The 21,175-nt window shown below is 66.2% G+C and carries 20 protein-coding genes; 2 read left to right on the forward strand and 18 right to left on the reverse strand.

The window, feature by feature from the left end:
* Nucleotides 1–122 precede the first annotated feature (122 nt).
* From IHD13_RS01840 to nrdR, 8 genes are all read right to left on the reverse strand, one after another.
* Nucleotides 123–1,394, reverse strand: coding sequence for a DUF945 family protein (locus IHD13_RS01840; RefSeq protein ID WP_195859334.1), 1,272 nt, complete (start codon nucleotides 1,392–1,394; stop codon nucleotides 123–125).
* Between the two features lie 29 nt (nucleotides 1,395–1,423).
* The gene (locus IHD13_RS01845) at nucleotides 1,424–1,897 is read right to left on the reverse strand and encodes a phosphatidylglycerophosphatase A family protein (protein ID WP_195859335.1); all 474 of its coding nucleotides are present in this window, start codon (nucleotides 1,895–1,897) and stop codon (nucleotides 1,424–1,426) included.
* The gene (gene thiL / locus IHD13_RS01850; protein WP_195859336.1) at nucleotides 1,894–2,865 is read right to left on the reverse strand and encodes a thiamine-phosphate kinase; all 972 of its coding nucleotides are present in this window, start codon (nucleotides 2,863–2,865) and stop codon (nucleotides 1,894–1,896) included. Before thiL ends, IHD13_RS01845 begins: the two co-directional genes overlap by 4 nt.
* Nucleotides 2,866–2,877: 12 nt before the next feature.
* The gene (gene nusB / locus IHD13_RS01855) at nucleotides 2,878–3,384 is read right to left on the reverse strand and encodes a transcription antitermination factor NusB (protein ID WP_195859337.1); all 507 of its coding nucleotides are present in this window, start codon (nucleotides 3,382–3,384) and stop codon (nucleotides 2,878–2,880) included.
* The gene (gene ribH, locus IHD13_RS01860) at nucleotides 3,381–3,863 is read right to left on the reverse strand and encodes a 6,7-dimethyl-8-ribityllumazine synthase (protein ID WP_146804564.1); all 483 of its coding nucleotides are present in this window, start codon (nucleotides 3,861–3,863) and stop codon (nucleotides 3,381–3,383) included. Before ribH ends, nusB begins: the two co-directional genes overlap by 4 nt.
* Nucleotides 3,864–3,955: 92 nt before the next feature.
* Entirely contained in the window at nucleotides 3,956–5,131 is a 1,176-nt protein-coding gene (ribBA, locus tag IHD13_RS01865; RefSeq protein WP_195859338.1) for a bifunctional 3,4-dihydroxy-2-butanone-4-phosphate synthase/GTP cyclohydrolase II, read from the reverse strand.
* A 535-nt stretch (nucleotides 5,132–5,666) separates the two neighbouring features.
* Nucleotides 5,667–6,821 (reverse strand): bifunctional diaminohydroxyphosphoribosylaminopyrimidine deaminase/5-amino-6-(5-phosphoribosylamino)uracil reductase RibD, encoded by a 1,155-nt coding sequence (gene ribD, locus IHD13_RS01870; RefSeq protein ID WP_195859339.1) that lies wholly within the window; start codon nucleotides 6,819–6,821, stop codon nucleotides 5,667–5,669.
* A gap of 17 nt (nucleotides 6,822–6,838) precedes the next feature.
* Nucleotides 6,839–7,315, reverse strand: a complete 477-nt coding sequence (gene nrdR, locus IHD13_RS01875) for a transcriptional regulator NrdR (protein ID WP_195859340.1) — start codon at nucleotides 7,313–7,315, stop codon at nucleotides 6,839–6,841.
* A gap of 90 nt (nucleotides 7,316–7,405) precedes the next feature.
* Between nrdR and dsbG the strand changes: the two genes are divergently transcribed.
* Nucleotides 7,406–8,158, forward strand: a complete 753-nt coding sequence (gene dsbG, locus IHD13_RS01880; protein WP_195859341.1) for a thiol:disulfide interchange protein DsbG — start codon at nucleotides 7,406–7,408, stop codon at nucleotides 8,156–8,158.
* Between the two features lie 151 nt (nucleotides 8,159–8,309).
* Nucleotides 8,310–10,856 (forward strand): bifunctional diguanylate cyclase/phosphodiesterase, encoded by a 2,547-nt coding sequence (locus IHD13_RS01885; protein ID WP_195859342.1) that lies wholly within the window; start codon nucleotides 8,310–8,312, stop codon nucleotides 10,854–10,856.
* A gap of 67 nt (nucleotides 10,857–10,923) precedes the next feature.
* Here IHD13_RS01885 and IHD13_RS01890 read toward each other — a convergent pair whose 3' ends face one another.
* The 10 genes from IHD13_RS01890 to IHD13_RS01935 all read right to left on the reverse strand — a co-directional run bounded on the left by IHD13_RS01890 (nucleotide 10,924) and on the right by IHD13_RS01935 (nucleotide 21,163).
* Nucleotides 10,924–11,337 (reverse strand): DUF6691 family protein, encoded by a 414-nt coding sequence (locus tag IHD13_RS01890; RefSeq protein WP_195859343.1) that lies wholly within the window; start codon nucleotides 11,335–11,337, stop codon nucleotides 10,924–10,926.
* On the reverse strand, nucleotides 11,334–11,795 hold the full coding sequence (locus tag IHD13_RS01895; protein WP_195859344.1) for a YeeE/YedE family protein: 462 nt from the start codon (nucleotides 11,793–11,795) through the stop codon (nucleotides 11,334–11,336). The genes IHD13_RS01890 and IHD13_RS01895 overlap by 4 nt, the downstream gene beginning before the upstream one ends.
* Nucleotides 11,796–11,842: 47 nt before the next feature.
* On the reverse strand, nucleotides 11,843–12,043 hold the full coding sequence (locus IHD13_RS01900) for a YgaP family membrane protein (protein WP_442786557.1): 201 nt from the start codon (nucleotides 12,041–12,043) through the stop codon (nucleotides 11,843–11,845).
* An 18-nt stretch (nucleotides 12,044–12,061) separates the two neighbouring features.
* Nucleotides 12,062–13,819: a SulP family inorganic anion transporter gene (locus IHD13_RS01905; protein ID WP_195859345.1), complete on the reverse strand. Its 1,758-nt coding sequence runs from the start codon at nucleotides 13,817–13,819 to the stop codon at nucleotides 12,062–12,064.
* A 3-nt stretch (nucleotides 13,820–13,822) separates the two neighbouring features.
* Nucleotides 13,823–14,257 (reverse strand): TIGR01244 family sulfur transferase, encoded by a 435-nt coding sequence (locus IHD13_RS01910; protein ID WP_230086078.1) that lies wholly within the window; start codon nucleotides 14,255–14,257, stop codon nucleotides 13,823–13,825.
* Between the two features lie 11 nt (nucleotides 14,258–14,268).
* Nucleotides 14,269–15,135 (reverse strand): MBL fold metallo-hydrolase, encoded by an 867-nt coding sequence (locus IHD13_RS01915; protein ID WP_195859346.1) that lies wholly within the window; start codon nucleotides 15,133–15,135, stop codon nucleotides 14,269–14,271.
* Between the two features lie 216 nt (nucleotides 15,136–15,351).
* Nucleotides 15,352–16,002 (reverse strand): peroxiredoxin, encoded by a 651-nt coding sequence (locus IHD13_RS01920; protein ID WP_195859347.1) that lies wholly within the window; start codon nucleotides 16,000–16,002, stop codon nucleotides 15,352–15,354.
* A 219-nt stretch (nucleotides 16,003–16,221) separates the two neighbouring features.
* The gene (locus IHD13_RS01925) at nucleotides 16,222–16,692 is read right to left on the reverse strand and encodes a hypothetical protein (protein ID WP_230086080.1); all 471 of its coding nucleotides are present in this window, start codon (nucleotides 16,690–16,692) and stop codon (nucleotides 16,222–16,224) included.
* 267 nt (nucleotides 16,693–16,959) lie between these two features.
* Nucleotides 16,960–19,995 (reverse strand): DUF5801 repeats-in-toxin domain-containing protein, encoded by a 3,036-nt coding sequence (locus IHD13_RS01930; RefSeq protein WP_195859348.1) that lies wholly within the window; start codon nucleotides 19,993–19,995, stop codon nucleotides 16,960–16,962.
* Between the two features lie 496 nt (nucleotides 19,996–20,491).
* Nucleotides 20,492–21,163, reverse strand: coding sequence for a helix-turn-helix transcriptional regulator (locus tag IHD13_RS01935; RefSeq protein WP_195859349.1), 672 nt, complete (start codon nucleotides 21,161–21,163; stop codon nucleotides 20,492–20,494).
* Between the last annotated feature and the right edge of the window lie 12 nt (nucleotides 21,164–21,175).

Here is a 21,175-nt window from a genome sequence, read left to right on the forward strand (position 1 = left end):
ATGGCAACAGGAATGCGGGCGGCTAACACAAACTTCAAGGCGACCCCCAGCCGACACAACGACGAGGGGCGCCCGAAGGCGCCCCTGTGACTGGCCGGATACGGCACTCGCCGAGGCGAGTCTTACCAGGGGGAGCCCATCAGGGGTTCACCGTTGAGGTAGGGCTCGCCGGCCCGCAGCTCGAACTCCAGCTCGCGGCTATCCAGCGGCAGGCCCAGCATCATCGCCAGGGTCGTCGGTACCGGGGCGGCGCGCAGGTAACCGTCGAGGCGACGCTGCAGCTCGGCGGCGCCGCTGGGACGGGCCAGCTCCTCCAGGCTCAGGGCGGTGATCCCCTCGCCGTCGAAGGTCAGCTCGCCTTCGCCCTGGGTCTCGATGCCCAGCATGCGGCTATTGAGGTCGAGTTCGGTGAGCACCAGGCGCGGCGACTCGGCCAGCAGCCCCAACAGATCCGGGAACCAGGATTCGAAGAGTGCTTCCCACTCGGCGGGTGTCAATTGCTCCAGGTCGCCGTCGCGGCGTTCCAGCTCATCCATCAGGCTCTCGTAGAGGCGCCAGGCGGCGTCGGCATCGAGGCGCTCCAGGGACAGCGCCAAACGGCCGGAGGCCACCGGTTGGTTGTCCATCTGTGCCTCCTCCAGGGAGAGCCCCAGGCTGACGTCGAGGTGCTCGCGACCGAGCCGGACATCGCTGGTATAGCCCAGCCCCTGCAGGTGCAGGGCCTGGCCGCTCCGCTCCACGAAGCGCAGGCTCTCGAACTGCATGGCATCCTGCTGATGGAAGAGACGCCCTCCCTCGCTGTAGCGGTAGTGGCTATCCAGGGTGGTGGTGCCCACCGCCAGGCGCCCCTCGGTGGCGGTCAGCCACCAGGGGGCGACCTCGGCCTTCAGGGTCAGGTCGCCGCGCTGACCGCTCAGGGTCGCCGACACGCCCCGGAAGTCGAGGCGCCAGTCCCCCTCGTCCCACTCGAAGCTGGCCAGTTCCAGGCTCGCCTCCAGGGTCTGGCCCAGGGTCTGGAAATCGGCCACCCAGCGTGGCGTGGGCAAGGCCGGCAGCTCGCCGAAGGCCTCACGCAGCTCCTCGGCGATCTCATCACTCAGGGCCGCCTCGGCGTCCCCCTCGACCCGCGTGCTGAGGATGCCGTGGTTGGCCCGATAGGGCACCGTCATCCGCCAGTCGTCGCCGATCAGGGGCCGCAGCAGCACCTCGCCGGAGGAGTGGAACCAGCCCCGCTCGCTGTCCAGGCGCTCCGCCCGGACATTGCCCTGGCGCTCCAGGTTGGCGAGGCTCGCCATCAGCTCCCGCTCGAAGATGGCACTGGATACCGCGTGGCCGGCGAGATAGCCGCCACCGATGATCACCACGGCCCCCAGGGCCAGCACTCCCTTGCGCATAGGTCGTTTACTCCTTATGAATTATCGGGCTAGTAGAGCCACAGCCAGAGATGGATGGTACCCCAGGCATAGATCCCGGCCATGACGTCGTCGATCATGATGCCGAAGCCCCCCGCCACGCGACGGTCGGCCCAGCGGATCGGCCAGGGTTTGAAGACATCGAAGATACGAAAGACGATAAAGCCCCAGAGCGCGGCTTCCCAGGAAAAAGGCACCGCAGCCATGGTGATCCAGTAGCCGACGAACTCGTCCCAGACGATCCCGGAGTGGTCGTGGACGCCCAGGTCGTTGGAGGTCTTCTCGCATAGCCAGACCCCCACCACGAAGGTCACGGCGATGATCATCAGGTACCAGGTCAGCGGCAGGTCGGCCATCAGCCAGTAGAAGGGAATCGCCGCCAGGGTACCGAAGGTGCCGGGGGCCCAGGGCACCGCCCCGCTGCCCAGCCCAAAGGCCAGGAAGTGGGTGGGACGGCGCCAGACACTGGCCGGCGCCCGGTTCATTTCCGACCTCCCGGGAAATGCTGCCAGCCCGCCGCGCCATCCTGGGTCACGCCGCGCAGGCCGGGCGCCGCCTCGCAACGCCCGATTACCGTCAGCGGCAAGGCCTGCTCGGCCAGCCGACGCTGGGCCTCGGCGAGATGCGCCGGGGGAATCGCCAGCAGCAGTTCATAGTCGTCGCCGCCGCCGAGCGCCGCCTGCTGGGCCGCTTGCGGCCCCAGGGCCTCCACCAGGCCCTCGCCCAGGGGCAAGGCCTCGGGCTCCAGGGTGGCGCCGACACCGGAGGCCTCGAGCAGGTGGCCGAGATCGGCCAGCAGGCCATCGGAGAGGTCGATGGCGGCACTCGCCAGGCCGCGCAGGGCCAGGCCCGCGGCCACGCGTGGCCGAGGCAGCAGATAGGCGCGCAACAGCGGATGATCGAGGTCGCGCTCGCCGGCCTGCCAGGCCGCGAGGCCGCCATGGGCGCCGCCCAGGCTGCCGGTCACCGCCAGCAGGTCGCCGGGACGGGCGCCACCGCGGCGCAGCGCCTCATCGGGCGGCACCTCACCATGCACGGTGACACCGATGGCCAGTTGCCCGCGGGTCACGTCGCCGCCCACCAGGCTGATCTCGGCGGACTCGCAGAGCCCGTGAAAGCCGGCCGCGAAGTCCGCCAGCCAGGCGTCGTCGGCCTCGGCCAGGGTCAGCGACATCAGGCACCAGCGCGGCTTGGCGCCCATGGCGGCCAGGTCGCTGAGGCTGACTGCCAGGGCGCGATGGCCGATGGCCTCAGGGGGCGCCGCGGCGGGGAAGTGGACTTCGGCGACCGAGGTATCGACGCTGACGGCGAGCAGCTGGCCCGGGGACGGTGCCAGCAGGGTACAATCGTCGCCCACGCCCAGCACCACCCCGGCGTCCCGGGCGGGTCGCTGGAAGTGGCGGGCGATCAATTCGAATTCGCTGGGCGCGGCGATGGCTGGGTGATATCGCATGGGCGAGGCACCTCAGCGGCGGGCGCGGACCTCGGCCGAGCGCAGCCGCCCGGCCAGCTTGTCGAGGATGCCGTTGATGTACTTGTGCCCATCGGTGGCGCCGAAGGACTTGGCCAGCTCGACGCCCTCGTTGATCACCGCCCGATAGGGCACCTCGAGGCGCCGGGAGAGCTCATAGGCGCCCAGGCGCAGGATCGCCAGCTCGATCGGATCCACGTCCTCGATACGCCGATCGAGCAGGGGCGCCAGGCTGGCGTCCAGGTCGGCCTGGAAGCGCACCACGCCTTGCATCAGCTCGTGGAAGAGCGCCAGGTCGGCGATCTCCATGACCTTGTGCCAGTTCTCGTGATCCTCCAGGTCGTCGTCGGCCACCTGGCTGCGGAACTCCGCCTCCACGGTGGTGATCGACTTGCCGGTCAGCTGCCATTGATAGATGCCCTGCACCGCCAGCTCGCGGGCGGCGCGACGGCTCTGCTGAGCCTTGGAGGGCGGACGCTGGCCGCCGCGGGGTGCGCTCATGCCTCACCCCCGAAGCGCTTGAGCAGGGAGACCATTTCCATGGCCGCCATGGCCGCCTCGGCGCCCTTGTTGCCGGCCTTGGTGCCGGAGCGCTCGATGGCCTGCTCGATGGAGTTGACGGTCAGCACGCCGTTGGCGACGGGGGTATCGAACTCCAGCTGCAGGTTGCCGAGCGCCGCATTGCAGCCACCGGCCACGTACTCGAAGTGAGGGGTGCCGCCGCGGATCACCGCGCCAAGGGCGATCACCGCATCGGGACGCACCACCTGCAGGGCGCGCTTCACCGCCAGCGGCAGCTCCCAGGCCCCCGGGACATGGACGATATCGATATTGTCGGCGTCCACGCCGTGCCGAGTCAGGCTGTCCACGGCACCGTCCACCAGGCTGTCCACCACATGGTGGTTGAACCGGCCTACCACGATGACGTAGCGGCCATCGACATCGGTGAAACTGCCTTCGACTTGGGAGATCGCTTGCATGCTTGCATTCCTGCTTGATCGCTAGTGCGCCCGAGGCGCCCAACGGCGGGCCCGAGGCCCGCCCCTATTGAAGAGTCGGCGGTGACGGGGGCTCAGGGGCCGACCCGATCCACCACTTCCAGATCGAAACCCGACAGGGCCGAGAACTTCCACGGCGAGCTGAGCAGCCGCATCTGCCCCACGCCCAGGTAACGCAGGATCTGCGAACCGGTGCCGATGGTCAGGTAGTTGCCGGCGCCATCGGAGTCGCTGGTGCGCGGCGCCCGCTTGCGCTCCAGCAGAATATCCAGCTGGTCCTTGAGGTCCTGGTGGGGGCGGCCATCGTCGAGCAGCACGAAGACGCCGGCCTCGGCGGCAGCCACTTCGGCCAGGGCCGCGCTGGCGGTCCAGCTCTGGCTCTCCGGCTTGGCCAGGGTCAGGAGGTCGCGCAGGGTATCGGCCAGGTGCACCCGCACCGTGGTGGGGGTGTCCGGATGGGGACGCCCCTTGACCAGGGCCAGGTGGTGGGCGCCCTGGATGCTGTCGCGGAATACATGCAGGCTCAGCTCGCCGAAGGCGGTGGTGACCGGGGTCGCCTCCAGGTGCTCCACGGTATGCTCGTTGTGGATGCGATAGTGGATCAGATCGGCGATGGTGCCCATCTTGATGCCGTGCTCGGCGGCGAAGCGCTCCAGCTCCGGGCGCCGCGCCATGCTGCCGTCCTCGTTCATCACCTCGCAGATCACGCCGCAGGGCTCGAGGCCGGCCATGGCGGCCAGGTCACAGGCCGCCTCGGTATGGCCGGCACGGCGCAGCACGCCACCGGGTTCGGCCATCAGCGGGAAGATATGCCCCGGCTGGACGATGTCCTCGGCCTTGGCATCGCGGGCCGCGGCCACCTGCACGGTGCGTGCCCGGTCGGCAGCGGAGATCCCGGTGGTCACGCCCTCGGCGGCCTCGATGGAGAGGGTGAACTTGGTGCCGAAGCCGGAGCCGTTGTCGCTGACCATCAGCGGCAGCTTGAGGCGCTCGCAGCGCTCCCGGGTCATCGGCAGGCAGATCAGGCCACGGGCGTGCCGCGCCATGAAATTGATATGCTCGGCCTCCACCTTCTCGGCGGCCATGATGATATCGCCTTCGTTCTCGCGATCCTCGTCATCCATCAGGATGACCATCTTGCCCTGGCGAATGTCCTCGACCAGGGCCTCGATGCTGGCCAGCCCGGTAGCGGGCTCGGCGGCCTGAGCGGCGGACTCGGGGGAAGCCGAATCCTGGGAAGAGTGCGCCATGGGATCTCCGAATAGCTAGGGATGCCGGGCGTCGCCACCAGGCGACGGTTGCGTTGCCAAACACCAACGCCCGCATCGGGTCGGCGCTCAGGGTACCTTGGTCGAACGCCAGGCGCTAGTGGTTGGCCACCCATACAGGCCGCTAGCCGGCCATCTGCCAAAGCGCCCTTGGCGCTCAGGGGCTCTCTTGGGTCGAACGCCGGGCGCTAGTGGTTGGCCACCCATACAGGCCGCTACCCGGCCATCTGCCAAAGCGCCCTTGGCGCTCAGGGGCTCTCTTGGGTCGAACGCCAGGCGCTAGTCCAAGGCCGACCGTCACCGACCGGTGAAACTCGTACCAAAGCGCCCTTGGCGCTCAGGGGCTCTCTTGGGTCGAACGCCGGGCGCTAGTGGTTGGCCACCCATACAGGCCGCTACCCGGCCATCTGCCAAAGCGCCCTTGGCGCTCAGGGGCTCTCTTGGGTCGAACGCCAGGCGCTAGTCCAAGGCCGACCGTCACCGACCGGTGAAACTCGTACCAAAGCGCCCTTGGCGCTCAGGGGCTCTCTTGGGTCGAAGGTTTGATTGCGGCCTTGGGTCGGGCGGTAATCCGCCAGTCCTGGCCGATGGCGCGGATATCGAGGATCTCCAGGGGGCGCTGCTGGGCCATGCGCTCCAGGCCCGGCAACTGGAACAGCGGCCGCGCCTCGCCGCCCAGCAGGGTCGGCGCCATAAAGAGCTGCAGCTCGTCCACCAGGCCGGCATCGAACATGGCCCCGGCCAGCGTTGCCCCCGTTTCCAGGAGCACCTCGTTGCTCTCCTCGACGCTGGCCAGGTGATGCAGCAAGGCGTCCAGATCGACCCGGCCACCCTCTCCCACCGGCAGCACCAGCACTTCGGCGCCGGCGGCCTCCAGGCGCTCACGCCGCTCGACATCCTCACTGCAGGTGGCCACCAGGGTCCGTCCGGGCTCGCGCAGGCAGGCCGCCGCCTCGGGCAGCCGCAGCCGGGAGTCCACCACCACCCGCAGTGGCTGACGCTCGGCGATGGCCTCGGCGTCCTCGAGCCCCAACTGGTCGGCGCGCACCGTCAGTCGCGAGTTATCGAAGATGATCGACTCCACCCCGGTCATCACCGCGCTGGACCGGGCGCGCAGGCGCTGCACGGCGGCGCGGGCCTGGGGGCCGGTGATCCACTGGGACTCGCCGGACGACATGGCGGTGCGACCATCCAGACTCATGGCCATCTTGAGGCGTACGAAGGGGCGGCCCTCGCTCATGCGACGAATAAAGCCCGGATTCAGGCGCCGGGCCTCGGTCTCCAGCAGGCCGCTGGCCACCTCGACTCCCGCCTCGCGAAGAATGGCGAAGCCCTGCCCCGCCACCCGGGGGTTGGGGTCCTGCATGGCGGCCACCACTCGAGCCACGCCGGCCTTGACCAGGGCCCGGGCGCAGGGGCCGGTGCGCCCCTGGTGAGCGCAGGGCTCCAGGGTCACGTAGGCGGTGGCCCCCCGGGCGGTGTCACCGGCCGCCCGCAGCGCCAGGATCTCGGCATGGGGCTCGCCGGCGCGGCGGTGGAAGCCCTCGCCCACGCAACGACCGTCCTTGACCAGCACGCAGCCGACGCGGGGGTTGGGGTGGGTGGTATAGCGACCGCGCCGCGCCAGGGTCAGGGCGCGGGCCATCCACTGCTCGGGGGTCGGCGTCGTCATGCAACTCCTTGGGAACGTCAGTCGTCGTGGGGCGAGAAGTGGGGTTCCTGGGCCAGGCGATCGATCTCGGCACGGAACTCGTCGAGATCCTGGAAGCGGCGGTAGACGGAGGCGAAGCGGATATAGGCCACCTGGTCGAGACGCTTGAGGGCCTGCATCACCTCTTCACCGATATCCCGCGCCTGGATCTCCCGCTCGCCCCGGGCACGCAGCCGCTGGCGAATCCGCTCCACGGCGGCCTCCATGGACTCGGCGCTGACCGGGCGCTTTTCCAGGGCCCGCAGCATGCCGGCGCGCAGCTTGGCCTCGTCGAAACTCTCCCGGGAGCCGTCCGTCTTGATCACCCGGGGCATCACCAGCTCGGCGGTCTCGTAGGTGGTGAAGCGCTCGCCACAGGCCGCGCACTGGCGACGGCGACGCACCTGGTCGCCCTCCACCACCAGACGGGAGTCGGTGACCTTGGTGTCATGGGCACCGCAGAAGGGACAATGCATGGCTGGGTTCCGGGATTTACTATGGGCTGGGTTGGGTCCTATTGTAGCGACTCGCCGATACCTCGCCCAGCCACCATCACCGGAGTCACCATGTCACTTCGCGCCTGCCTACTCGGCCTTCCGCTACTCGCCACCAGCCTCGCCCTGGGAGCCGACCCACTGCCCGCCCCCATCGCCGCCCTGGAACGCCAGGGCCTGACCATCCATGGCAGCTTCACGGCCCCGGGCGGCCTCACCGGCTATGCCGGCAGCTACCAGGGACGGGAACTCGCCGCCTACCTGCTGCCGGATGGCGAGCATGTGATCGTCGGCACCCTGCAGGACGGCGAGGGCAATGATCTCAGCGCCGCGCCCCTGGAGCAGCTGGTGCGGGCGCCCCAGGATGCCCAGACCTGGGCGGAGCTCGAGGCCAGCACCTGGATCGCCGATGGCCGCGACGACGCCGAGCGCATCATCTACACCTTTACCGACACCCGCTGCCCCTACTGCGACGCCTTCTGGGAGCAGACCCGCCCCTGGGTCGAGGCCGGCCAGGTGCAGTTGCGCCATATCATGGTGGGGGTGCTGAGCAGCCAGAGCCCCCGGGAAGCGATCGCCCTGCTGGCCAGCGACGACCCGGCCGCCGCCCTGGCGGCCCACCAGGCCGGCGCCGAGATCACGCCCCTGGAGCGACTGCCCCGGGCCCTGGAAGAGGCCCTCTACGAGAACCAGCAGTTGATGCACGGCCTGGGGGTGATGGCCACGCCCAGCAGCTTCTACCACCACGGCGACCTGGTGGAACTGGCCCAGGGCCTACCCGCCGAGGACGAGCTGGAGCGGGTGATGGGCGGCCCACGCCCCTGAGCGCCCCGGCGTCAGTGGGTGTCTGCCTGAATCCTGACCGAGATCATGTCAAGGCGAGCCATTCGCCCCCTCCGGGATGCTAGGATGCCCACTTCACGACCCCACCTGATCCAATAGAGAGCAAGGGGCGCCGCTGGGGCGCCTCAATACAATGACAACTTCTTCCTCATCCCCTACCGATAGCGGCGCATCCAGGGAACGGAACACGGCGCTCTTCGGTGTCCCGCAACTCGCCATCCTCGGCCTCACCCTGTGGATCCTGCACCTGCTGGCTCGCGAGCATTTTCTGCTCTTCCATACCCTGGTGGAGCTGAGTCGCGTGGTCATTCTGGGCGGCATCTTCGTGCTCGCCTGGCACACCCGCCACTGGACGTGCCAGGGCCTGCTGCGCATTCTCGGCATGGCGGCCGTGCCCATCGCCGGCCTCGAGCTGCTTCACGCCCTCACCTACCGCGGCATGGGGATCTTCCCCGAGGATGCCAACCTCCCCACCCAGCTATGGATCGGCTTTCGCTACCTGGAGGCGGCCGCCTTCCTGCTGGCCGCCTGGTGGTGCGATCGCCGCGTCAATGCGGGACGCGTGCTGGCCGGTTTCAGCGCCGCCGGCCTGGTGATCGGCACCCTGATCTTCTCCGGGCGCTTTCCAGACAGCTTTATCGAGGGCCAGGGCCTCACCGACTTCAAGATAATCAGCGAGTACCTGATCATCGCGGTCTTCGCCGCCAGCATGCTGCTACTCCATCGCCGCCGCCGGCGGCTGGATCCGGGCATCTTCCGGCTGATGCTCGCCGCGCTTCTGTGCGGGATCCTCAGCAGCGCGGCCTTCACCCGTTATGCCGATGTCTTCGACATGGCCAACGAGGTCGGCCACTACTTCCTGCTGATCTCGGGCTATCTGGTCTATCGCGCCATCCTGGTGAGCGGCCTGGTCGCCCCCTACCGGCTGCTGTTTCGCAGCCTCAAGCGCAAGGAGCAGCAGCTCGAGACGATGGTGGCCGAGCGCACTCACGCCCTGCGCCACACCCAGGCCCTGAACCAGGCCTTCTTCGAACACTCTCCCGCCGCGCTTTGCCTGACCGATACGCAAGGGCGCCTCACCCTCACCAACCCGGCCTTCGAGGCGCTGCTCGACCACTCCCACGAGGAAGGAGACGGCAGGCGACCCACTCAGTCTCTGGCCGACGCTCAAGCCACCCCCTTCCTCACGGGGGCCCTACAGTGCCAACGGCAGCGAGCCCCGCACTTCTGCCGGCATGAGCTGATGATCGACGGCCAGCCGCGCCGGCTCGAAACGGTGCACTTCCCACTGCTCACGCCGGATGGTGAACTGGCCGGCAGCGGCACCATCGCCAGCGATGTGACCGAGCAGTGGGCCGCCCGGCAACGCATCGAGCAACTGGCTCGCTTCGATGAGCTGACTCGGCTACCCAACCGCACCCACTTTGCCGAGCTGGCCCGGGAACGCTTGGCGGCGTCCTCCTCCCCCGCCCTGGCACTGATCTATCTCGACCTGGATCACTTCAAGTTCATCAACGACTCCCTCGGCCACGAGATCGGCGACCAGCTGCTCCAGCACCTGGCCCGGCGCCTCGAGGCGCTGGCGGGCGCCCTCGGCCCCCTCTGCCGCCACGGTGGCGACGAGTTCCTGATGCTTATCGACCAGGAAAGCGCGGCGCAGCTGCCGCCATTCCTGGCCAGCCTGCTGGAGCGGATCGCCGCCCCTCTGACCCTGGAGGGCCACGAGCTGACCACCACCGCTTCGGTCGGCGTGGCCCGCTACCCCGATGACGGCGAGTCGCTGACGGCCCTGCTGCGTCACGCCGACATGGCCATGTATGCCGCCAAGGCCGACGGCCGCAACACCTGGCGCTGCTTCAGCGCCGACCTCGAGGCCCAAGCCCAGGAACGACTGGCCCTGCTCGGCCGGCTGCATGGCGCCCTGGCCAACGGCGAGCTGCGGCTGGACTACCAGCCGCAGTGGACCCTCGCCACGCGCCGGCTCATCGGCGCCGAGGCCCTGCTGCGCTGGCATCACCCCGAGCTCGGCGAGGTCTCGCCGGCCCGATTCATTCCCCTGGCCGAGGAGAGCGGCCTGATCGTCACCCTCGGCGACTGGGCCCTCGAGCAGGCCTGCCACCAGGCCGCGGCCTGGCACGCCCAGGGCCATGCCGACCTGGTGGTGGCGGTCAATCTCTCGGCGGTCCAGTTCCAGCGCGGCGACCTCTGCCACAGCGTGGCCCGGGCCCTCGAGGCGTCGGGGCTGCCGGCCGCCTGCCTGGAGCTGGAGCTGACCGAATCGCTCTTCCTGCAGGACCACGAGGCCCTGCACCGAACCCTCGAGGGCCTTAAGGCGCTGGGCGTCAAGCTGGCCATCGACGACTTCGGCACCGGCTACTCCAACCTGGCCTACCTGAAGCGCTTCGCCGTGGACAAGCTGAAGATCGACCGCTCCTTCATCGCCGACATGGACACCGACCCCGAGACCCACTCGATCGTGCAGGCGATCACACAGATGTCCCATGGCCTCGGGCTGAAGGTGATCGCCGAGGGTGTCGAGTATGAGGGCCAGGCCGAGCGGTTGGCGCGGCTGGCCTGCGACGAGGTTCAGGGCTTCCATTTCGGCCGCCCGATGAGCCCGCAGGCCCTGCTGGCCCTGGCCGAGCGGCGCCCCCTCGCCGACCGGGTTCCCGCCCCATAACGCGCGCTCCCCGCCGGCAGGCCGGCGGGGAGCGGTTCAAGGTAGGCTGAACGAACGAAGGAAAGGATCAGCCCCGGGAAGGAATCACCCGGGCCAGGTACCAGCCCGCCAGCATGGCCAGCACCATGGCCAGCAGCGGGGCGCTCAGGCCCGCAAGGGAGGCAAAGGCCGGCCCCGGGCAGTAGCCGGAGAGGCTCCAGCCCACCCCGAACAGCGCCGAGCCCCCGATCAGGCGGGCATCGAAGTCACGCCGGGTCGGCAACTGGAAGGCCGTGCCCAGCAGCGGCGCGCCGCGACGCCATACCAGCCGGTAGCCGATAAAGGTGGTGGTGACCGCCCCGCCCAGCACGAACATCAGGGTCGGATCCCAGGCCCCGGCGATATCCAGGAAGCCCAGCACCCGGGCCGGGTCGGTCATGCCGGAAATGGCCAGCCCCAGGCCGAACAAGAGCCCGGCGAGATAGCCCATCAAGGCCTTCATAAGCCACCTCCCACCAGATGCCGCACCACATAAACGGTGATCATGGCCACCACCAGGAAGGTCAGGGTGGCCAGCAGCGAGCGGGGCGAGAGCCGCGACAGGCCGCAGACCCCGTGACCGCTGGTGCAGCCACTGCCGAGGCCGGTGCCGAGGCCGACCAGCAGGCCGGCGACCAGCATCAGTCCCACGCCTCCCGCCGGGGCGCCGATCACCTCGCCGGGGGCCCCGGCCACATTGCCCAGGCCGCCGCCGAGGGCCATCACCAGCAGCGGGCCGCTGATCAGCCCCAGCAGGAAGGTCAGCCGCCAGGCGCTGTCTCCCTTGGGGCGCTCGAAGGCCAGCCCGGAGAGAATGCCGCTGATGCCGGCAATTTTCCCCAGGCTACCCATCAACCAGGTGGCGGAGAGGCCGATCAAGATGCCCCCCAGCAGCCCCTGCAGGCTTGCCATCCAATCCACGTCGCTACTCCTTCGTTATCTCATTGATCGAGGTCGCCGCCCCGAACTCACTTGTTCGACGACTTGCAGGTAGTGATGCCCAGCAGCGGATAGAGGGGGCAGAAATTGACCAGGCCGGTGATCAGTGGCGCCAGGCCAATCCAGGCCCAGGCACCGAGGGTGCCGGTGATGGCCAACCCCACCAGCACGGCCCCCACCACGATACGCGCCAGCTTGTCGACACCGCCCACATTGCGTTTCAGGTTCATGGTCATTCTCCGTCTTGGTTAGAGGTCGTTGGAGGCCTTGGCCGGGCAGGCGATGGCGCTGTCGACGCCATCCCCATGCAGCGCCCGCCAGGCATCATAGGTACTCAGGAAGACTCGGCCGGTCAGGGCGCGATAGAAGTCGGTCTGGGCCAGACGATCCATCACCGGCCCCTTCACCTCGGCCAGATGCAGGGTCACGCCGGCGTCCTTGAGGCGAGTGTTGATCGCCTCCAGGCTCTCCAGAGCCGAGGCGTCGATGCCATTGACCGCCTGGCAGGCCAGCACCAGATGCTCCAGGCCCGGCTGGCGAGCCGCCAGGGCCATCACGGTATCTTCCAGGAAGCGGGCATTGGCGAAGTAGAGGCTCTCGTCCACCCGCAGGATCACCAGGTGCGCATCGGTCTCGACCCGATGGCGCTGCACGTTGCGAAAATGCTCGCTGCCCGGCACCCGCCCCACCACGGCGCTATGGGGCCGGCTGGTGCGATAGAGATGCAGGGCCAGGGAGAGCCCCACCCCCGCCAGGATGCCGCTCTCCACCCCATGCAGCAGGGTCACCGCCAGGGTCGCCAGCATGGCCAGGAAGTCGCTGCGCGAATAGCTCCAGGTGCGGCGCAGGGCGCCGAAGTCCACCAGCGACAGCACCGCCACGATGATCGTCGCCGCCAGGGTGGCGATCGGCAAGTAAGCGATCAGCGGCGTCAGCAGCAGCGCCGCCAGGCCGATGCCGAGGGCGGTGAAGGCCCCCGCCGCCGGGGTTTCCGCCCCGGCATCGAAATTGACCACCGAACGGGCGAAGCCGCCGGTGACCGGCATACCCCCGCTGAAGGAAGCGGCGATATTGGAGGCGCCGAGCCCCACCAGCTCCTGATCCGGGTCGATGCGCTGGCGGCGCTTGGCGGCCAGGGTCTGTCCCACCGAGACCGACTCCACGAAGCCGACGATGCTGATCAACAGCGCCGCCACCGCCAGTTCGCGCCATAGGCCGAACTCCAGCCCCGGGAGGGTCAGCGGTGGCAGCCCCGCCGGCACCGCGCCCACCACGGCGACGCCCCGCTCGTCGAGGCCCAGTCCCCAGGTCAGCAGGGTGGTGACCGCCACCGCGGCGATGGGCGCCGCCTTGGTCAACAGATCCGCCGGCCGCTCGGCCACCCCCAGCCCGATCAGGGCCGGCTTGAGCCAGCGTCGGGCGGCATAGAGGAAGGCCAGGGTCGAGGCGCCGATCAGCAGGGTCGGCCAGTGGGTCGCCGGCAGTGCTGCCGCCAGGCTGCCCAGTAGCGGCAAGAGGCTATGGCCCATGGCCTCCACGCCCAGCAGATGGCGAAGCTGACTGGCGGCGATGATCAGCCCCGAGGCGGTAATAAAGGCCGAGATCACCGGATGGCTCAGGAAGTTGGCCAAAAAGCCCAGGCGTGCCACCCCCATCAGGGTCAGCATCAGTCCGGACAGCAGTGCCAGCACCAGGGCCGCCCCCAGGTACTCGGGGCTGCCCTGGGGCGCCACCTGGCTCACCGCCGCCGCGGTCATCAGCGACACCACCGCCACCGGCCCCACCGCCAGGGTGCGGCTGGTACCGAAGATGGCATAAATCACCAGCGGCGCGATGCTGGCGTAGAGCCCCACCTCGGGTGGCAGCCCCGCCAACATGGCATAAGCCAGCGACTGGGGAATCAGCATGATGGTGACGATCAGTGCCGCCAGCAGATCACTGGCTAGGGTCTGCCGGCGATAGTCAGGCAACCACTGCAGGATCGGCAAGTAACGCTTGGGGGACATGGCTCAGCCCTGGCGTGCGGCGGCTTCCAGCAGCGCCCGACGATCTTCCAGGTCGTGACCAGCCTTGCGAGCCGCGGCAAGCAGGACCGCCAGGTCGCAGCTCGGCTGCTGGCTGCGGGCATGCGCCCAGAGGTGGGTGGCACGACGCCCCGTCCGGCAGAAGGCCACCAGGGGACGCGGCAGCTTGGCCAACGCCTCGGCGAAGGCGGCGATATCCTCGTCGCTATAGTCGCCGGGAGTGACCGGGATAGCGCGCCACTGGATGCCCAGGATAGCGGCCCGGGCCTGCATGGCCTGAGCATCATGATCTGCGGCCTCACCGGGACGGCGATTGCAGATCACCGACTTGACGCCGCGACGGGCCAGGTCATCCAGATTGTCGACCGACAGGGCCGGGGCTACCCAGAGGCCGGGTTCCAGCTCATGAAGTTGCATCATGACACCTCGCGTCAAAAGCGGTTGATAGGCACCTTGAGGTAGACCTGATCATTGTCTTCGGCAGGGGGCATCTCGCCGGCACGCATATTGACCTGCACGGAAGGAATGATCAGCCGCGGCATGCCCAGGGTGGCATCCCGCTCGGTACGCATGCGCACGAATTCGTCCTCTTGCACGCCCTGATGCACATGGATGTTATGGGCGCGCTGCTCGGCCACGCTGGTCTGGTGCTGGTATTCCTCACGCCCCGGTGCCTTGTAATCGTGGCAGAGGAAGAGGCGGGTCTCCTCGGGCAGCGACAGCACCTTCTGGATGGAGCGATAGAGGGTGCGCGCATCACCGCCGGGGAAGTCGCAGCGGGCGGTACCGTAATCGGGCATGAAGAGGGTGTCGCCGACGAAGGCGGCATCGCCAATCACATAGGTGAGGCAGGCCGGGGTATGCCCCGGGGTATGCAGGACACGCCCCTCGAGCTGACCGATGGTAAAGGTATCGCCCTCCTCGAAGAGGCGATCGAACTGGCTACCATCGCGGGCAAACTCAGTGCCGGCATTGAAGGCCTTGCCGAAGATCTCCTGCACCTCGGTGATCCGCGCACCGATGCCGGTCTTGCCCCCCAGGGCCTCGTGCAGGTAGGGCGCCGCCGACAGGTGGTCGGCATGCACATGGGTCTCGAGGATCCACTCCACCGTCAGGCCCCGGCCCCGCACGAAGGCGATGATCTCGTCGGCGGAGCGAACATCGGTGCGCCCGGCGGCGTAGTCGAAGTCGAGAACGGAGTCGAGAATGGCACAGGCCTGACTCTCCGGGTCCTGCACCACATAGCTGAAGGTGTTGGTGGGCTCGTCAAAAAACGGGGTAACAATGGGGTTGCGCATGGAAGCACCTCTAAACGTCTCGCGCCATTCTTGAAGGCTAACAGATTTTAAGTTTTAAGCATATTCCTTTTTTGCATAACCAGTTCTCTTGTTTGGCCAGGCGTTGTGCCCATGACCAGCCAACCAGGGTGCCTTCCTTGGCAAGGGAATACTCACGACAGCCTCCCCTCTCCCTGAATCGTTGCCGGTCGGGGTCTCCCCCGACGGGCCCCCCTCTTAGAGGGTCTTCTTGCTGAAGTACCAGTCGGTGTAGTCGTAGCCTTGACCCTGGCGCGCCTCAGCTTCGGCATCGGTGGCAGGCGGCGGCACGATCACCGGCTCACCCGGCTGCCAGGCCTCCGGCGTGGCGACTCCATGAGCATCACTGGTCTGGAGTGACTTGACCAGACGCAGCACCTCATCGATGGAGCGACCATTGCTCATGGGGTAGTAGATCATTGCCCGCAGGATGCCCTGGGGATCGATCACGAAGGTGGCACGCACCGCCGAGGTGTCGCTGGCGCCGGGCTGCACCATGCCGTAGGCATTGGCCACCTTCATGTTCAGGTCGGCGATGATCGGGAAGGGGATCTCGACGCCGAAGTTCTCCTTGATGCTACGCGTCCAGGCGATATGCGCATGGACTCCATCGATGGAGAGGCCCAGCAGCTCGGTATCCGCAGCCTTGAACTCTTCGGCACGACGCGCGAAGGCCATGAACTCGGTGGTGCATACCGGGGTAAAGTCGGCGGGGTGAGCGAACAGCACCAGCCACTTGCCCTTGTAGTCACTCAGGGACTTCTCGCCCTGGGTGGTCTTGGCGGTGAAATCGGGTGCCGGCATGTTGAGCTGCGGCATGGTGACGCTGGGTTGAGTCTGGTTTTCCATGAAGGTCTCCCATCGTTGATCAAGTGTGACTGGGTGGGCATCGCGCCCTGACTACGGTTATAAATTTATTCCAATAATGAATATACCACCAATCGGCATTCCCTATCCTGCGGATAGCTTTTGCAAATCTTTGTTTTAAATAAAAAAAGCCGAGCCACGGCATTACCCGGGCTCGGCAAGGTGGAATCTTTTTCCTGCGGAACGCAGATCCTAGCGAGGTTAGAAGCTGTACACCGGGATAGCCGGGGCGCGCATCATCTCGGCGATGGGGCCCGGGGCGGCCACACCGACGCCGTCCTTCAGGTCGGACGCCTCATGATCGGTATTGGGCAGGAAGATGGCACAGACCTCGACGTTGGCACCGTGGTTCATCAGCATGCCCAGCAGGGCCTCCGGCACCACCTCGCCCGCCGGATTGGCTGGCGGCGTGGCGATCGTCTCGGGGCTGGCGTAGCCCTCTACGGCCAGCTCGCCGGCACCATCGCAGAGCAGAATGTGCAGCTCGGTGCCCTGCTGCTGCATGGCATTGGAGAGGATCATCGCCATGCCCTGGGTATAGAGGGAATCGCTGGTCAGAATCACCAGGGCACGATCGGACTCGGCATGCTCATGGTCGTCGGCCATGGCCAGGCTGGCCAGGCCCAGGGAAGGAATGGCCGCGGCCAGGGCGAAGGTCTTGCGTGACAGCATAGGAAGGTCTCCCATCGGTGATGACCCCGGGCTCGCCCTTGGGAGACGGCCCGGCTTATGGATGCAGCAATTGCATAACCTTAGATCACAAGGGCATGAGGCGTCCTGCGGCACACCGCCGCAGCGCGACCAAAGCCTCACAAGGGACGTCCTGGCCATAGCTGGGCCGCGGGGTATCTCCACCCAGGGCCGGTGTAAACACCGCAGGCCGGCCCGCGAACTGCGGGTCGGCCTGTGGGTAGTGATATGGCAATCGAGTGATTCGGCCTAGAGCAGGCTGTCCTCCATGGACATCTCACTCTCGCCACTGCCACCAATATCGATGGTGAAGCTACCCTCGACGAAATCGCCGTCGCCATCGGTGGCACGCACCGTGGTCTCGAGCTGGAAGTCGGGAATCTCTTCACGCTCGTACAGGGAGATCGACTTGATCCGGAAACCGTTATTGTCATTGTCGAGATCATGGAAGAGGTAGACTTCGTGGAAGGACTCCCCAGGCAGGAAATCCAATACCAGGGTGTTGCTGCCCTTCGGCAGGGCCAGGCCTTCGAACACCTCCTCGGCGACGAGGTTGCCATCGCTGTCATAGGCAACCATTCGGACGCTGAAGGTGGTATTGGGGCCCGTCCCGCCGTCGATAACCAGTTGCACCCCCTCGACCTCCTTGGTGATACCCGCCGTGAAGTCCTCATAGACGCTGAACTTCAGCTGCTCACCCGGATCCATCTGGTTGTCCTTGAGCCCGATGCCCTTGCTGCTGATATTGACATCGTCAGCGGTGTCACCGGGATCGGGGAGGTTACCCTGGTCGTACTCTTCCACGGCATCGCCGTCGAAGTTCGTCGACAGGAAACCATCGAACACCACCGTGGTTGTCCCCAGCTCACCCTGCACGATCTCGAGCTCCTTCGGCCCGCCCGGCGTGACCGACCCGAAGTCCAGTGGATTCAGGATCAGCGGCGCATCCTGGAGGACCTCGAAGAGATAGCTGTTCACGGAGTCGAGAGTGAGTCGGAACAGCTCTCCATCCGCGTTCGAGTAGACAAGCTCCGTGCCATCGGCGGACAGTACCGCGGTCACCTCACCAAGGATGGTGTCATTAGGCAGCTCCGTGTAGTCGGTGATCACGAAGCTCTTCGCGCCGTCGTTGCCGTAGTCGAGGAAACCGCTGTCCGTGTCCGTTTGCCCTACTAGGAAGGCCACCGAGCCGTCCTCGATGTCACGCTCGAACTCGGGTTCATCGTCGAGGAAAACGAAAGCCCCGGAGATATCGACAGGATCGGAGTTGACTTCGTCACCGTCGGCGTCCATCGCCGTCGCGGTCAAGCCGATCGTACCCGAGGCGAGCGTTACCTGATCATTCGGATCATTGACCCCCGGGTGAACGAGCGCCCGGCTCTGGGTAAGCGTGACCTCGCCGCTTTCCGTGTCGACACTAATGCGAATCACCTCGACCGCGTCGCCTTCTACCATGATCGAACCGACGATGTCCCCATCTTCATCGAGAGCGAGCATCACCGCTTGACCGGTCAGCGTATCCACCAGACCGCTCGATGCGTTGAGCACCGAGAGTGAATAGCTGAGGCCACCGCCATCGGCCGGACCGTCGGCGCCGAAGCTCACGTCGAATAGCACGGAGAAGTCGGCGCTGTCGCTATCGATGATATCGCTGTCGTCCGTCTCGAGCGGATCTACCGTGTCCCCACTGAGAGCGATGGTCGGAACATCATCCACGACGTCGATCATCAGGGAGCCGTCGATGGAGTCGCCGTCCTTGTCGGTGACCCGGTAGCCGATGCTAAACGTCTGGGTGTTCTCGCCGTCTCCCGGGGCATGCATCACCGGACTGTTCTGGGTCACGGTGTAATTGCCGTCGGCATCGACGGTAAGTGTCAGTACCACCACATCGTCCTGCTTGATCTGCAGGTCGTCGCCATCGAGCACATAGCTGAAACCGGCCGGTGCGCCGGTGGTCAGCCATTCGATACTACCGGCCCCATCCGCGCCGAAGTCGTGGGCGAGTGTACCGGTGGTGTTCACGGGCTCGAAATCCTCCTTATTTCCGCCCTCCAGGGCGCCGTCGTCGAGCTCCACGGTCAGGTTGTCGCCCACCGAGGGCCCGTCATCATAGAAGAGCAGCGAGGCAAGCGCCGCGTCACTCTGCTCCTCGGTACCGGCGATGGACACGCCACCAAGACTAAACCTGGCGTTCCCCGTGCCACCGTTCTCTACCACGAAGCGGTTATGGTCGCCATCGGTCTCGAAGGTGATAACGTCGTTGTTTCTTATGCCGGTAACCGTCACAGCGCCATTGGAATCCGTGGTAGAGGCCGCCACCTCGCCGTTGACATAGACGGCGGTGATCGTGATGACGCCATCGTTGGTAATCCCCGGAATAAAGTCGGCTCCCAGCTCGACCTCCGTATAGAGCGCGGTAATCTTGACCGTCGCGGTGGTATTCCCCGGGCCCACCTTGACGATGGTCACCGAGCCTTCCGTTGCCGAATGCAGATCATCGAACAGGATGTTGGCCGTGTCGCTCGCCTCGGGCCCGCTCAGATTGGGAACCAGGTAGTCCGGGTTCATTCCCAGGACATAGGTGATCACCAGCCCCTCGCCGGCGTTGATATTATTGCTGTTGGCGGCAAGCGAGGTGGGCTCGTTGCCGGCCTTGCTGCTGTTCACGGTCTCGCCTTCGGTGCGCCCGGTGACGACGATGGCCACCCCATCGGCTTCGCCGAAGGCCATAAAGTCATTGTTCCCCGAGGGGGCGCCATCGAATTCGAAATCGAGTGAGCCCTCCACGGTGACATGGACGTAAAGGCCTGCCAGCTCAACAAAATCATCGGGATCCGACGAGTCGCCGTGCTCCATGGGCAGATAGCCCAGGAGGTAGACGTCGGACGAGAGGCCGTCCTCGCTTGGCACGATCACCGCGATAAAGGCGATATTTCCCGATGCCGTGGTACCGATCAGCACCTTGCCATCGTCCTCGGTGCTGAGTGTTACCGCTTCGTATTCACCGGACTCGGGGTCGAGCGCCATCAGGTTGCTTTCGACGCCATCGAGCGAGGTACCCTCCTCGTCCGCCGCCCAGCCGATGGTGGAGAACCCGTCCGGGGTGCTGATCATTCCCTCCTTGTGGGACAGGTTGGCGGGCTTGCCGAAGTCATAGCCGGGAAACAATGCTGCTAGTTGCGCGGCCCAGTCTTCCTCGACAGCAATTTCATCCTTGTCGGCCTGTACGCCTGGGGTTTCATCTATCGATATCGAGTCCGTGATTTCCAGGAGGTCTTCTGACATGATTTGTTCCCCCTAACCGTTCAGTGCGTTTATACGCCCGCCCTCTGATCCGCGGCCTTCCCGGAGTAAGGCTTACCCCACTCTGGATGGCCACTTATTCCTTCCTGATTGCCCGGGCCGGCATGTTGGCGATCGGCCCGATGATATCGCGCCATAAAGGGGTCCGATCACTCATATAAAAATTAGCCAATCCACCGCAAATGACTTATCAATTACACAAGAAAACAGAACCAATTACCTGCTATCGCAAACATGAGAAAAGCCATTAAGAAACATGGCCATATATTGGACTAACTCACACTCAAGGTATGAGTTTTCTCATACTCCGAAGCGCGGGCCCTTCGGGTGCTCTTGCTGACGCTCGTTTACTCGACCTCGATGGTCGCGTCTCGACCGATCTGGCCAGGCGCATGGCGCCGTATAGGCTGGATAGACCGAAGACGCATTCCATCAGGCTGGACGCGAGAGTCATTGAGTCGCGGGAAATAGGCGCGGGTTATTCCGAGTAGCGGCGCTTTTGAAGCGGAGGCGGGGCACCCAGGTGGCGGCGGGTCCAGTTGATCGCCTGACCACGGCTATGCACGTCGATCTTGCGGAAGATATTATAGAGGTGCGACTTGACGGTATGCTCGCTGACGAAGAGCCGGTCGGCGATCTCCATATTGGTGGCCCCGGCACCGAGCAGGCCGATGATCTCCAGCTCACGCTGGGTCAGGCCACAGGTGGGACGATAGACATTGAGCTGGCGCTGCCGGTAATACTCCAGCAGTCGCGCCATCAGCGAGCGCGACATCCAGGGCTTGCCTTCCCGCAGCAGGGTCAACCCCTTGCAGATCAACTCGAGGCTGTCGCTGCGATAGAAGATGCCCTGGAGATGCATGCTGGAGAGCAACTCCACGGCATGGGCCTCGTCACGCAGATTGAAGGCGGCCAGGAACACGCCGGGCAACTCGGCGACCCGGAGTCGCCAGGCATGCAGGTCCGTTTCGTCCAGATGATCGATATCCAGCAGGATCAGCAGCCGGCTCTCGCCGTGGGGCCGACCGACCATCCGCGGTGCCCGTAGGGTCACGGCGCACTCCAGTTGACGATGCAGGTAGTCGGCGAACAGCTGGGACTGGGGCGTCGACTCGGTAATCAGGTGAATCGGTGGGTTCTCCAGCAACATACTGCGGTATCT

The organism is Halomonas sp. 328 (assembly GCF_015645095.1).
GTDB lineage: Bacteria > Pseudomonadota > Gammaproteobacteria > Pseudomonadales > Halomonadaceae > Bisbaumannia.

Bases quoted from the DNA above. Each gene is read 5' to 3' on its own strand.
- ribH (WP_146804564.1), bottom strand. From the start codon at position 3,863: ATGCAAGCGATCTCCCAAGTCGAAGGCAGTTTCACCGATGTCGATGGC.
- IHD13_RS01935 (WP_195859349.1), bottom strand. From the start codon at position 21,163: ATGTTGCTGGAGAACCCACCGATTCACCTGATTACCGAGTCGACGCCC.
- IHD13_RS01910 (WP_230086078.1), bottom strand. From the start codon at position 14,257: ATGATGCAACTTCATGAGCTGGAACCCGGCCTCTGGGTAGCCCCGGCC.
- IHD13_RS01840 (WP_195859334.1), bottom strand. From the start codon at position 1,394: ATGCGCAAGGGAGTGCTGGCCCTGGGGGCCGTGGTGATCATCGGTGGC.
- IHD13_RS01890 (WP_195859343.1), bottom strand. From the start codon at position 11,337: ATGAAGGCCTTGATGGGCTATCTCGCCGGGCTCTTGTTCGGCCTGGGG.
- IHD13_RS01920 (WP_195859347.1), bottom strand. From the start codon at position 16,002: ATGGAAAACCAGACTCAACCCAGCGTCACCATGCCGCAGCTCAACATG.
- IHD13_RS01905 (WP_195859345.1), bottom strand. From the start codon at position 13,819: ATGTCCCCCAAGCGTTACTTGCCGATCCTGCAGTGGTTGCCTGACTAT.
- dsbG (WP_195859341.1), top strand. From the start codon at position 7,406: ATGTCACTTCGCGCCTGCCTACTCGGCCTTCCGCTACTCGCCACCAGC.
- IHD13_RS01900 (WP_442786557.1), bottom strand. From the start codon at position 12,043: ATGAACCTGAAACGCAATGTGGGCGGTGTCGACAAGCTGGCGCGTATC.
- nusB (WP_195859337.1), bottom strand. From the start codon at position 3,384: ATGAGCGCACCCCGCGGCGGCCAGCGTCCGCCCTCCAAGGCTCAGCAG.
- ribD (WP_195859339.1), bottom strand. From the start codon at position 6,821: ATGACGACGCCGACCCCCGAGCAGTGGATGGCCCGCGCCCTGACCCTG.
- IHD13_RS01915 (WP_195859346.1), bottom strand. From the start codon at position 15,135: ATGCGCAACCCCATTGTTACCCCGTTTTTTGACGAGCCCACCAACACC.
- IHD13_RS01930 (WP_195859348.1), bottom strand. From the start codon at position 19,995: ATGTCAGAAGACCTCCTGGAAATCACGGACTCGATATCGATAGATGAA.
- IHD13_RS01885 (WP_195859342.1), top strand. From the start codon at position 8,310: ATGACAACTTCTTCCTCATCCCCTACCGATAGCGGCGCATCCAGGGAA.
- nrdR (WP_195859340.1), bottom strand. From the start codon at position 7,315: ATGCATTGTCCCTTCTGCGGTGCCCATGACACCAAGGTCACCGACTCC.
- ribBA (WP_195859338.1), bottom strand. From the start codon at position 5,131: ATGGCGCACTCTTCCCAGGATTCGGCTTCCCCCGAGTCCGCCGCTCAG.
- thiL (WP_195859336.1), bottom strand. From the start codon at position 2,865: ATGCGATATCACCCAGCCATCGCCGCGCCCAGCGAATTCGAATTGATC.
- IHD13_RS01925 (WP_230086080.1), bottom strand. From the start codon at position 16,692: ATGCTGTCACGCAAGACCTTCGCCCTGGCCGCGGCCATTCCTTCCCTG.
- IHD13_RS01845 (WP_195859335.1), bottom strand. From the start codon at position 1,897: ATGAACCGGGCGCCGGCCAGTGTCTGGCGCCGTCCCACCCACTTCCTG.